General features: G+C 59.6%; 10 protein-coding genes. 7 read left to right on the top strand and 3 right to left on the bottom strand.

The features are described 5' to 3' along the window. The first annotated feature begins 75 nt into the window (after positions 1-75). Positions 76-483 carry a heme-binding protein gene (locus B9Z50_RS09395; protein ID WP_108363745.1) on the top strand — a complete coding sequence of 136 codons (408 nt, stop codon included), beginning with the start codon at positions 76-78 and terminating at the stop codon, positions 481-483. Positions 484-588: 105 nt separating this feature from the next. Here the strand turns inward: B9Z50_RS09395 and ilvD are convergent, their stop codons facing one another. Beyond that, positions 589-2,289: a dihydroxy-acid dehydratase gene (gene ilvD, locus B9Z50_RS09390; RefSeq protein WP_108363525.1), complete on the bottom strand. Its 1,701-nt coding sequence runs from the start codon at positions 2,287-2,289 to the stop codon at positions 589-591. 103 nt (positions 2,290-2,392) lie between these two features. On the opposite strand from ilvD, the gene lgt reads away from it, so the two are divergent. The 3 genes from lgt to B9Z50_RS09375 all read left to right on the top strand — a co-directional run bounded on the left by lgt (position 2,393) and on the right by B9Z50_RS09375 (position 5,916). Beyond that, positions 2,393-3,190: a prolipoprotein diacylglyceryl transferase gene (gene lgt / locus B9Z50_RS09385; RefSeq protein WP_108363523.1), complete on the top strand. Its 798-nt coding sequence runs from the start codon at positions 2,393-2,395 to the stop codon at positions 3,188-3,190. An 87-nt stretch (positions 3,191-3,277) separates the two neighbouring features. After that, positions 3,278-4,273, top strand: coding sequence for a tripartite tricarboxylate transporter substrate binding protein (locus tag B9Z50_RS09380; RefSeq protein ID WP_108363521.1), 996 nt, complete (start codon positions 3,278-3,280; stop codon positions 4,271-4,273). Positions 4,274-4,350: 77 nt separating this feature from the next. Next, entirely contained in the window at positions 4,351-5,916 is a 1,566-nt protein-coding gene (locus tag B9Z50_RS09375) for a malonyl-CoA synthase (RefSeq protein ID WP_108363519.1), read from the top strand. Positions 5,917-5,983: 67 nt separating this feature from the next. Here B9Z50_RS09375 and B9Z50_RS09370 read toward each other — a convergent pair whose 3' ends face one another. Next, complete coding sequence (locus B9Z50_RS09370) at positions 5,984-7,222, bottom strand: ABC transporter substrate-binding protein (RefSeq protein ID WP_108363517.1); 1,239 nt, start codon at positions 7,220-7,222, stop codon at positions 5,984-5,986. A 228-nt stretch (positions 7,223-7,450) separates the two neighbouring features. Further along, positions 7,451-7,894 (bottom strand): universal stress protein, encoded by a 444-nt coding sequence (locus B9Z50_RS09365; RefSeq protein ID WP_108363515.1) that lies wholly within the window; start codon positions 7,892-7,894, stop codon positions 7,451-7,453. Between the two features lie 107 nt (positions 7,895-8,001). On the opposite strand from B9Z50_RS09365, the gene B9Z50_RS09360 reads away from it, so the two are divergent. The 3 genes from B9Z50_RS09360 (at position 8,002) to ccoN (ending at position 12,050) form a co-directional block, all read left to right on the top strand. Next, positions 8,002-10,392, top strand: a complete 2,391-nt coding sequence (locus B9Z50_RS09360) for a cation-translocating P-type ATPase (protein ID WP_108363513.1) — start codon at positions 8,002-8,004, stop codon at positions 10,390-10,392. Positions 10,393-10,402: 10 nt separating this feature from the next. Further along, positions 10,403-10,540: a cbb3-type cytochrome oxidase assembly protein CcoS gene (ccoS, locus tag B9Z50_RS09355; protein WP_062405104.1), complete on the top strand. Its 138-nt coding sequence runs from the start codon at positions 10,403-10,405 to the stop codon at positions 10,538-10,540. A gap of 73 nt (positions 10,541-10,613) precedes the next feature. Then, entirely contained in the window at positions 10,614-12,050 is a 1,437-nt protein-coding gene (ccoN, locus tag B9Z50_RS09350; RefSeq protein ID WP_108363511.1) for a cytochrome-c oxidase, cbb3-type subunit I, read from the top strand. Positions 12,051-12,057 lie beyond the last annotated feature (7 nt).

The following is a 12,057-nucleotide window of genomic DNA, read 5'->3' as shown; positions in this document are numbered from 1 at the left end:
TTTGCATTGGGGTGAGCAATCAACGGGCAGCGCGCGTGTATGCTTGTGGTTTTCATTTTTAAGATCCTCACGCCCATGAAAACTCAGTCCTGTCTCGAACTGTCCGATGTCAAAGCCATTGCCGCAGCGGCCGAAGCCGAAGCCCTCCAAAACAATTGGGCGGTCAGTATCGCCATTGTGGATGCGGGTGGCCATTTGTTGCACTTTGCCCGTCTGGACGGTGCCCCACCGGTGTCTGCGCACATCGCCCCGTCCAAAGCGCACACCGCAGCCTTGGGTCGCCGCGAGAGCAAGGTTTACGAAGACGTGATCAATGGTGGACGCGCTTCCTTTTTGTCGGCCCCGACGATCCAAGGCATGCTCGAAGGTGGTGTGCCGATCATGAAGGACGGTTTTTGCTTGGGCGCAGTCGGTGTGAGTGGCGTGAAGTCGAACGAAGACGCTCAAATCGCCAAAGCTGGTATCGCCGCCATCGGTCTGTGAACCCCTGTTCAGGGCGGCATGGAGCCGACCTGAAGGTTTTGTAAAAACCATGGACCCACAAAAAAGCCGCTTGACAGCGGCTTTTTTGTGGGCGTCAAGAACGCGTCAATACAAGTCGAGAACAGCGCCTTTGCTGGCGCTCGATGCGTTGAAGGCGAACTTGGCCTGCACGCCACGGGTGTAACGGGGCTCGGGGGCTTTCCAACCTTCGCGTCGCTTGGCCAGTTCCGCTTCGGGCACGTTGAGTTCCAAAATCAGCTTGTGCGCGTCGATGGTGATGCTGTCGCCTTCATGCACAAAGGCGATGGTGCCGCCAGCTGCGGCTTCTGGGGCGACGTGGCCCACCACCATGCCCCACGTGCCGCCGGAGAAACGGCCGTCGGTGATCAGGCCTACGCTTTCACCCAAGCCTGCACCGATCAGCGCGCCCGTGGGGGCCAGCATTTCGGGCATACCGGGGCCGCCTTTGGGACCCAGGTAGCGCAAAACCATCACATCACCAGCCTGGATCTTGCCTGCCAAAATGGCTTGCAGGGCTGATTGCTCGTCGTCGAACACGCGGGCTGGACCGGTGATGACCGGGTTTTTCAGGCCGGTGATTTTGGCCACAGCGCCTTCGGGCGACAGGTTGCCCTTGAGGATGGCCAAGTGGCCTTGCTTGTACATCGCGTTTTCGATGGTGTGGATGACGCTTTGCTCTTGCGGGGCGTCTGGCACATCCTTGAGCACCTCGGCGATGGTCTGGCCGGTGATGGTGATGCAGTCACCGTGCAGCAAACCGGCGTTGAGCAAGATCTTCATGACTTGCGGAATACCGCCTGCCTTGTGCAAGTCAACTGCCAAGGCCTTGCCGCTGGGCTTGAGGTCACACAAAACGGGCGTGCGCTGACGGATGCGTTCGAAATCGTCGATGGTCCACTCCACACCTGCGCAGTGGGCAATCGCCAAGAAATGCAACACCGCATTGGTCGAGCCCCCGGTGGCCATGATCACGGCCACGGCGTTTTCAATAGACTTGCGTGTCACGATGTCGCGCGGCTTGATGCCTTTGCGGATGGCTTCCACCAAAACGCGGGCCGACTCTTTGGCCGATTCGACTTTTTCGTCGTGCACGTTGGCCATGGTGGAGGAGTAGGGCAAAGAGATGCCCAGCGCTTCGAAAGCCGAAGACATGGTGTTGGCGGTGTACATGCCGCCGCACGAACCCGTGCCGGGGATGGCGCGCTTTTCGATCTCGAGCAGGTCATCGTCGCTCAGCTTGCCTGCAGCGTTTTCGCCCACGGCTTCGAAGACGCTCACGATGTTCAGGTCTTTGCCTTGGTAGCGGCCCGGCAAAATGGTGCCGCCGTACACGTAAATGGCGGGCACGTTGGCGCGCAGCATGCCCATCAGGCCGCCGGGCATGTTCTTGTCGCAACCGCCGACCACCAGCACGCCGTCCATCCACTGGCCTTGCACGCAGGTTTCCACGCAGTCGGCAATCACCTCGCGCGACACGAGCGAGTATTTCATGCCCTCGGTGCCCATGGCCATGCCATCCGAGATGGTGGGGGTGCCAAAGACTTGGGCGTTGCCACCGGCGGCTTCGATGCCCTCAATGGCGGCATCGGCCAACTTTTGCAGGCCGCTGTTGCAAGGGGTGATGGTGCTGTGCCCGTTGGCCACGCCCACCATCGGTTTGACGAAATCGCTCTGTTCATAGCCCATGGCGTAGTACATCGACCGGTTGGGGGCGCGCGATTTGCCCTCGGTGATGTTGGCGCTGCGGCTGTTGATGGGGGTGATCGGGATGATTTTGTCGCTCATGGTGGTGTCTCAGTAGAAGCCCAAAAGAAGGTCGCCACATTCTAACGGGCGCTTGCCAGGCCTTTGTGTCCTTTAGGGCGCATCTCCGGTGCACAATCCAGACATGCTGATCCATCCTCAAATTGACCCCGTCGCCCTGCATTTGGGGCCCTTGGCCATCCACTGGTATGGCCTGACTTATTTGGCCGCCTTTGGCCTGTTTTTCTGGCTGGGCGTGCGGCGTCTGGGCCATGCGCCCTTCAAACACCTGCCGCAATGGCAAAAACGCGATGTGGAAGACATCCTGTTTTTGGGTGTGCTTGGTGTCATCTTGGGCGGGCGCGTGGGGTATTGCCTGTTTTACAAACCCGCTTATTACCTGTCCAACCCGCTCGAAATCTTCGCCATCTGGCAAGGCGGCATGAGTTTTCATGGGGGCTTACTGGGCGTGATGCTGGCCATGGTCTGGTTTGCCCGCACCCGCGAGCGGCCGTTTTTGCAGGTCATGGACTTTGTCGCGCCGTGTGTGCCCACAGGTCTTGCCGCCGGTCGGGTGGGCAATTTCCTCAACGGCGAACTTTGGGGCCGGGTGACTGACCCCTCGCTGCCATGGGGCATGGTGTTCCGGGGGGCGGGCGATTTGCCGCGTCACCCTTCGCAGCTCTACCAGATTGCGCTGGAAGGTTTGCTGCTGTTTGTGTTGTTGTGGTGGTTCGCCCGCAAAGACCGACCCACCGGCCAGGTTTCAGGTGCGTTCTTGCTGGGCTATGGCTTTTTCCGCTTCGTGGCCGAATTTTTCCGCGAACCTGATGCGCATCTGGGCCTCTTGAGTTTGGGCATGAGCATGGGGCAGTGGCTGTGCGTGCCGATGATGTTGGGCGGCATCTGGTTGATGGCATGGTCTCGCAAGACACCACGGTGACATTTCTGGCCATGGGGGTTTACATGGGCTGTTCTTTGAATGAGGCTTGACTTTATGGTGCGTCTACTTAAAACAAGGAGACACTTCATGACCGATCAGTTCAATTTTTCCCAACGTCGTGATTTTTTGAAGGCCATGGCCGCTGTCACAGGCTCTTTGCCTTTGTGGGCTCAGGCCCAAAGCAGCTGGCCCAGCAAGCCTGTGAACATGGTGGTGCCCTTTCCTGCGGGCGGCGGCACGGACGCTTTTGCCCGGCCCATGTCGGCCGCGTTCGCCAAGCTCACGGGCAAGCAGCTGATCATTGACAACCGTGGTGGAGCGGGCGTCACGCTGGGGGCCGGCATCGCGGCCAAGGCAACGCCCGATGGCTACAACTATTTCATGGGGGCGGTGCACCACACCATCGCGCCCAGCATGTACCACCGCCTGGACTACGATCTGGAGCGTGACCTGATCCCTCTGATTCAGGTGGCCAGCGTGCCTCAGGTGCTGGTGGTCAACCCCAAGAAAGTCCAGGCGGCTGACTTCAAGGCCTTCTTGGATTTTGTCAAAAAGAATCCCGCACGCTTGAACTATGGCTCTGCAGGTGGTGGCACCTCGCACCATTTGGCGGGCGAGTTGTTCAAGCTGCAGACCCAGACCTTCATCACCCACATCCCTTACCGGGGTGCTGGCCCGGCCTTGCAAGACCTGATTGCGGGCAACGTGGACATGATGTTCGACGGCCTGGGCTCGTCGGCGGCGCACATCAAGGGCGGCCGCATCAAGGCCCTCATGGTCTCAGGAGCCAAGCGCAATGCCGCTTTCCCTGATGTGCCTTGCTCGGACGAGTTGGGTCTGCCCGATTACACCGTGTCCACTTGGTACGGTGTATGGTCCCCCAAGGGAACACCTGCCGACGCACAAGCGCGTGCGATCGAGGAGTTCCGCCTTGCCTGCCAGACCGACGAGGCCAAAGCTGTCTGGGCCAACCAAGGCGCGGAGTTCCCCAACCTCACCGCAGGCCAGTTTGATGCCTTCATCAAGAAAGAGCTGGCCAAGTGGTCGCAGGTCGTCAAGGCCTCTGGGGCCAAGCTCGATTGATACCCTCATGGCATGAAAAATGGGGCCTGTGATCGGGCCCTTTTTCATGCTTTTTTAAACCTTGTGATTTTGCAACCATGACCCACGAGAACCTGTTTTCGGCCCTGCGGGCTGCTTTTCCGGCTGACTTGACGGCCACGGCGGTCGAGACCGATGAAGGCCTGCGCTACAGCTGGCAAGACCTGGACCGTGCCACGGCCATGATGGCCAATTTGCTGCAATCGCTGGGCTTGCCCGAGGGCAGTCGGGTGGCCGTGCAGGTGGAAAAATCGGTCGAGGCGATGATGCTGTACTTGGCCACGCTGCGCGCCGGGTATGTATTTTTGCCGCTCAACACGGCCTACCAGAGTGCTGAGATCGAGTACTTCATTGGCAATGCCGAGCCTGCGGTGGTGGTGTGCAGCCCCGCCAACTTTGGCTGGGTCAGCAAGATCGCTTTCAAGGCTGGGACTGAGCATGTGTTCACCCTGGGGGATGACCGCACGGGCAGCTTGCTGGACCGCGCAGCCCACCACAGCGATCAGCACAGCGCCGTGCCCCGGCAAGCCGATGACCTGGCCGCGATCCTCTACACCAGTGGGACCACTGGGCGCAGCAAGGGGGCGATGCTGACGCATGGCAACATGCTCAGCAATGCGTTGACGCTCAAGGATTACTGGGGTTGGTCAGCTACCGGAGGGCCTGAGGGCCGGGGCGATGTGCTGATCCATGCCTTGCCGATCTTCCATGTGCACGGTTTGTTTGTGGCCATACATGGCGCGCTGATCAATGGCAGCAAGATGATCTGGATGGCCAAATTTGACCCCAAGCGGGTGCTGGCCCGATTGCCCGAAGCGACGGTGTTCATGGGGGTGCCCACGCTGTATGTGCGCTTGTTGGCCGAACAGGGCCTGACGCGCGAAGCGACAAAAAACATGCGCTTGTTCATCGCGGGCTCGGCACCGTTGTTGATCGAGACCTTCACCGAATGGCAGCAGCGCACCGGGCATACGATTTTGGAGCGCTACGGCATGAGCGAGACCGCCATGCTGACGTCTAACCCTTATTCAGCAGATCAGCGCTATGGCCAGCAGACTGAGCGCCGGGGTGGCACCGTGGGCTTTCCTTTGCCCGGGGTGTCGCTGCGGGTGCGCGGCGATGACGGGCAAGACCTGCCGGTGGGCGAGATTGGCGGCATCCAGGTCAAGGGCCCCAATGTGTTCAAGGGCTACTGGCGCATGCCCGAAAAAACGGCCGAAGAATTCACCGCCGATGGTTATTTCAAGACGGGTGATGTGGGCAAAGTGGATGAGCGCGGCTATGTGACGATTGTGGGCCGCAGCAAGGACCTGATCATCAGCGGCGGCTACAACGTTTACCCGGCCGAGATCGAGGGCTACATCAATGAGATGCCTGGCGTGGCCGAAAGCGCCGTCATTGGTGTGTCCCATCCCGATTTTGGCGAGGTGGGCGTGGCGGTGGTCATTGCCAAGCCCGGGGCCAAGGTGCAACCTGAAGCGGTTTTGGCCGAACTCAAGGCCCAACTGGCCAACTTCAAGATTCCCAAGCGCTGTTTTGTGGTGGCCGAGTTGCCGCGCAACACCATGGGCAAGGTGCAAAAAAACCTGCTGCGTGATCAGTACAAAAACCTGTTTTCGGTTTGAGGGGTTTCACCCGCCGATGACGCGCCTTGCCTGAAATGGCCGCATCCTGCGGCCATTTCCGTGCCCTTCATTTGAGGTACGCGTTTTTCTCGTGCACGCTCTGGATGTGCCGAGCCGCTTGTTCGGGCGTGATGTCTTGGTTGAGAACTTTGACGTTGGCAAACCAAAGCTCCTCTTCCATGGAAGGCCAGACGCGGTTGATTTTCTGGGCGTTCAGGCGGATCGTGTCCTGGCAGCTGCGTCGCCAATTCATCATCTCTTGGCCCAAGGGGTCATTGAATTGGATCGGGTGGTCCGCCAAAGGAAAGTAGCCAGTCAACGTGTCGGTGAGCAACTGGGCGAAATCGGCGGTGCCCAGCCAGGCGATGAATTTGAGTGCAGCGTCCTGGTTCGGGCTGTTCTTGTTCACCCCGATGCCGAAATCGGGGTGAACCGAGATGTGGCAAGCCTGGCCGTCATGTTCAACAGGAGGCTTGAAGACACCCAACTCGATGGGCTTTTTGTAAGCAAAGCTGGTGCTCCGCAAAAAGTCGATGTCCCAAGAGCCTGAGGGATAGACCGCCGCGTTGCCCGTGGCAAACAGCAGCTGAATGTCGCCGTTGGACATGCTGTTTTGTTCCGGGTGCATGTAGGGTTTGAGCCGGGCCATCATGCCCCAAGCCTTGAGAAAGCCCGGGTCGGTGAATTTAACGGTGCCCTCCATCAGCCCTTGCCTGGCCTTTTCACCTTCCCAAAAGTTGGGGCCCAAGCCGGTGAACACCACCTGGGTCGATTCCCACATGTCGGCGGTGCCCAGTGCCAAAGGGGTCACCGTCTTGTTGGCCGCTACTCGGGTGAGCAATTGGTAAAAATGTTCCCAAGTCTTTGGGGGCTCGAGCTTCAAGTCACGCAGGATTTTCTTGTTGTAGAACAGGCCATGCATGACATAGGCCACGGGCAGGCAGTAAGTGGTGCTGCCGTCGTCGGTGGTCCAAGCCCGGCGAGCCTGTGGATTGAAGTTTTGGAGGGCCTCTTCTTTCAAAGGCAGAAGATAGCCCTTGGCCTGCATGCGCACGCTGGCATCAAAAGGTCGGCAAAAAATCAGGTCGCCTGCGCGCCGGGTGGACAGCCTGGCCTCCAGCCGCGAATCGTAGGCCAGTGGCTCCTCGGGTTTGAACTGCAACTTGATCTCAGGGTGCAGACGCTGAAAGGCCGGGATCAGGACCTTGTCCCAGAAAATCTGGTCGTCTTTGCGCCAGCTCTCGATGGTCAGCGTCTGGGCTTGCGCTGTCGCCAGACCCAGTCCTAAAGCGATGAGCCAAACCATGCCCAGGGCTTTTGACCAAAGTGAGCAAGGCTGGTTGGGTCTTGGTCGGTCGGAGATTCGGCGAAACCTGAAATGTGTGCTCATGGTCGGGTCGGCAGGGTTGAAGTGAATTTATTTTAGTTAATTAAAACTTTTTAACACATTCAAGCCGCAGCTTTCACATCGACGCGCTGCGCCGTATCACTGCCGTGCACACAGCACGTGGCTATGCGTAACCTCAGGTGCCGATCAGCGCAGCACCAGCACCGGGATGTGCGAATGCGTCAGCACCTGCTGTGTTTCGCTGCCCAAGAGCAGGCGTTTGATGCCTTTGCGGCCGTGCGAGGCCATGACGATCAGGTCGGCTTTGTGCTTTTTGGCCGCCGCAATGATGGCGTCCGAGACCACATCCGATTTGACGGTGATGGCTTTTGTGCTGACAGCTTTGGCTTTGGCATTTTTTTCGACCGTGGCCAACTGCGCTTGGGCGGATTCAGTCCATTGTTTTTCAACCCGCGATATTTCTTCGCTGGACAAGGGGATGCTGCCTTCAAAGTAGGCCTGTGGGTAACGGGGCACCACCTTGATGGCGATCAGCTCTGCGCCGCAGGTGGCCGCCAGTTCGATGGCGCTGGTCACCGCTTTTTTGGACAAGGTCGAGCCGTCTGTGGCCACAAGGATGCGTTTGTACATGGGGTGCTCCTGTTGAAAGTGACAAAAACCCAGCTTAAAAGAGCAGCAAACGGACGCGCTTGATGTACATCAAGCTTTGATCGAGCGGGCTGTCGTATCTTCGAAACATGACCCAAGTCAATGTTTTGCCCAGCCTGAACCCGACCCCCCATCACGCGGTGGAATCGGTGGCACGGGCATCCGCCGAGCACGACACCCCGCAGCAGCGGCTGGAACTGCTCGACGCGCCCGAGGAGTGGGCCGCCTTCAGCCTGCCCGAAAAATCCGAATCGGGCTGCTGGCGCTCCAGCGTGGTGTTCGAGGGCATGCATTGCGCGGCCTGCGCCATCACCCTGGAAGATGCTTTGCGCGCCGTGCCCGGCGTGCAGTCGGTGCAAATCAGCGGTGCCAGTCACCGGGGCCAGATTGTCTGGTCGCCCGAGTTCACGCGCCCCTCCGAATGGATGCGCTCGGTCGAGCGCCATGGCTACAAGGCCTTGCCCGCCAACGATGCCCACGCCCATGCGCGCCGGCGCGAGGAGGCCCGGCGCATGGTCTGGCGTTGGGCGGTGGCGGCCATGTGCATGATGCAAGTCATGATGTACGCCACACCGACGTACCTCACGCAGCCGGGCGAGATCTCGGACGAAGCGGTGCATTTGCTGCGCTGGGCGTCCTGGGTGCTGTCTTTGCCGGTGATGTTTTTCTCTTGCACCCCGTTTTTTAGCCAGGCCTGGCGCGACCTTCGCGAGCGCCAGATCAGCATGGATTTGCCTGTGGCACTGGGCATGGTGGTGACTTTTGTCGTGAGCACGCTGGGCACCTTCGAGCCGGAGGGCCCCTTTGGGGCCGAGGTGTTTTTTGACTCGTTCACCATGTTCGTGTTCTTTTTGCTGACAGGGCGCTGGCTTGAGTTGCGCATGCGCGACCGCACGGCCGGGGCATTAGAGGCGGTGCTCAACCGCTTGCCCGACAGCGTGCGCAAGCGCCAAAGCGATGGCACTTGGGCCCTCATGTCCATCCGTCGCTTGCAAGTGGGGGATGTGATCGAGGTATTGCCCGGCGAGGCTTTTGCGGGCGATGGCCTGGTGCTGGCGGGCCAGACCCAGGTGGACGAAGCTTTGCTGACAGGCGAGTCGCGCCCGCTGGCGCGGAGCGCGGGTGAGCGAGTGATTGCAGGCAGCCACAACCTGAGCGGCACGCTGCAGGTGCAAATCGAGCAAATTGGCGCGGCCACCCGCTATGCGCAAATCGTGGCACTGATGGAAAGCGCCTCGGTTTCCAAGCCCGCCATGGCGCAGCTGGTGGACCGCTGGGCCAAACCCTTTTTGGTGGCGGTGATGCTGGCCTCGCTGGCTTCGGCCATTTACTGGTGGCCCACCGACCCTGCGCATGCGGTGATGGTGGCGGTCGCGGTGTTGATCGTGACCTGCCCTTGTGCCTTGTCGTTGGCCACGCCTGCGGCCATGTTGGCCACGGCTGGTGCATTGGCGCGCAGCGGCGTGCTGGTGCGGCGCCTGAGCGCCCTGCAAAACCTGTCGCTCATCGACACCGTGATTTTTGACAAAACCGGCACCTTGACGCGTGATGCTTTTGAAGTGGCCCGCATCCATACCCGCGACGGTGTGAGCGAGGCTCAGGCCCTGGACTGGGCAGGCAGTCTCGCGCGGCATTCCTTGCACCCGGTCTCGCGTGCCCTGTGGTCGCAGGCAAGGCGTTGCGCCGAAGACGCCGGACGTTTGCAAGCTTTGGAAGCGCTGGCTGCGCTCGACGTGAGCGAGCTGGCAGGGCAGGGGGTGCAAGCCACCTTGACTTTGCCAGGCCAAGCCGCACAAACCATGCGTTTGGGCTCGGCCGCTTTTTGCGCGGCCCCGTTACGCGCAGGGCACCACCTGCAGGTCAGCCTGGCCGATGCCTCGGGCTGGCTGGCCAGCTTTGAGTTGGCCGAGCAAGTGCGCCCCGAGGCGGCGGGTGTGGTGCGTGCTTTGTCGCAAATGGGTTTGAGCATGAAGGTGCTGTCGGGCGACGGCCCGGCTGCGGTGACCCAGGTGGCGCAGGTCGTGGGCATCGTGGATGCGCAAGGCGGCTGCAGTCCCCAGCACAAATTGCAAGCCTTGCAGGCCTTGCAGGCCCAAGGTCACAAAGTGGCCATGGTGGGCGATGGCCTGAACGACGGGCCAGTGCTCGCCGGGGCCGATGTGTCCTTCGCTCTGGGCCAAGCGGTGCCGCTGGCGCAGTCCAAATCCGATTTTGTGTTGATGGGTGGGCAGCTCGAAGTGCTGGTCAGCACGGTGCAGCGCAGCCGCCAAACGATGCGCATCGTGCGGCAAAACCTGTGGTGGGCGGCGGCCTACAACGCCGCTTGTGTGCCGCTGGCCTTGATAGGCTGGTTGCCTGCATGGGCCGCAGGACTGGGCATGGCGCTCAGCTCATTGCTGGTGGTGCTCAATGCTTTGCGCCTGTCGCAGGCCTTGCCCGAGTCGCTGCAGCAGCAGGCGATGGTTCTTCAACCCGTTTGAGAAAAACAGCATGGACATTCTTTATTTGCTGATTCCTTTGTCTGTGGCCCTGGTTTTTTTCATTTTGGCGGGTCTGTGGTGGGCGATTGACCGAGGCCAATTTGAAGACATTGAGGCCGAAGGCGATCGGATTTTGCGTGACGATTGATTTTGATCAAGTGTCCCAGGCAAATACCCGGGCACACTTCAAAAGTAGATTTTTTTAAAAACAAGAGGTGAAAATGCAATTTGCCAATATGCAGGCGACGACCTACAACGACAAAGTTGTCAGGCAATTCGCCATCATGACGGTGGTTTGGGGTGTGGTGGGCATGCTGGTTGGCGTGATCATCGCGGCCCAACTGACCTGGCCGGAACTCAACTTCGGTATTTCCTGGCTCAGCTATGGCCGTCTGCGGCCCTTGCACACCAACGCGGTGATTTTCGCGTTCGGTGGTTGTGGCTTGTTTGCCGCTGCTTACTACGTGGTGCAGCGCACCTGCAATGTGCGCCTGATCAACGACAAAGTGGCCGCTTTCACCTTTTGGGGTTGGCAGCTGGTCATCGTCTTGGCGGCCATTTCGTTGCCTTTGGGCCTGACCCAAAGCAGGGAATACGCTGAGCTGATTTGGCCCATTGACTTGCTGATCGCGGTGGTCTGGGTGGCGTTTGCTTTTGTGTTCTTTGGCACGGTGGGCATTCGCAAAGTGCGTCACATTTACGTGGCCAACTGGTTCTTTGGTGCTTTCATCATCGCCGTGGCTTTGTTGCACATCGTCAACAACATCCAGTTGCCCACAGGCCTGCTGCACTCGTATTCTGCTTATGCAGGCGTGCAAGACGCCATGGTGCAATGGTGGTACGGCCACAACGCCGTGGGCTTCTTCCTCACGGCCGGCTTTCTGGGCATGATGTATTACTTCATCCCCAAGCAAGCCGAGCGGCCCGTCTATTCATACCGCCTGTCGATCGTGCACTTCTGGGCGTTGATCTTCACTTACATGTGGGCCGGCCCTCACCACCTGCACTACACCGCTTTGCCTGACTGGACCCAGTCCGTGGGCATGGTCTTCTCGCTCATCTTGTTGGCCCCCAGCTGGGGCGGCATGATCAACGGCATCATGACCTTGTCGGGCGCTTGGCACAAGCTGCGCGACGACCCGATCCTGCGCTTCTTGATCGTGTCCCTGTCTTTCTACGGCATGTCGACCTTTGAAGGCCCGATGATGTCCATCAAAACCGTGAACGCCTTGAGCCACTACACCGACTGGACCGTGGGCCATGTGCACTCAGGTGCTTTGGGTTGGGTGGGTCTGGTGACCATGGGCTCGATGTACTACCTGATTCCCCGTTTGTTCGGCCAAAAGCAGATGTACAGCGTCAAGGCCATTGAAATCCACTTCTGGACCGCCACCATCGGCATCGTGATTTACATCGCTGCGATGTGGATTGCCGGTGTGATGCAAGGCCTGATGTGGCGCGCCATCAACGCCGACGGTACCTTGACTTACACCTTTGTGGAGTCTGTCAAAGCCACCTTCCCGTTCTATGCCTTGCGTTTGCTCGGCGGCGTGTTGTACCTGAGTGGCATGGTCATCATGCTTTGGAACACTTTCAAGACCATGTCCATGGGACGCTCTGTGGAAGTTCGGATCCCGACACTCGCACCTGCACACTGAGGAGAAA

It is taken from the genome of Limnohabitans sp. Bal53 (assembly GCF_003063355.1).
Classification (GTDB): domain Bacteria; phylum Pseudomonadota; class Gammaproteobacteria; order Burkholderiales; family Burkholderiaceae_C; genus Limnohabitans_A.
Note: the sequence above shows the minus strand (reverse complement) of the source record. Positions and strands in the feature narration are given on the sequence as shown.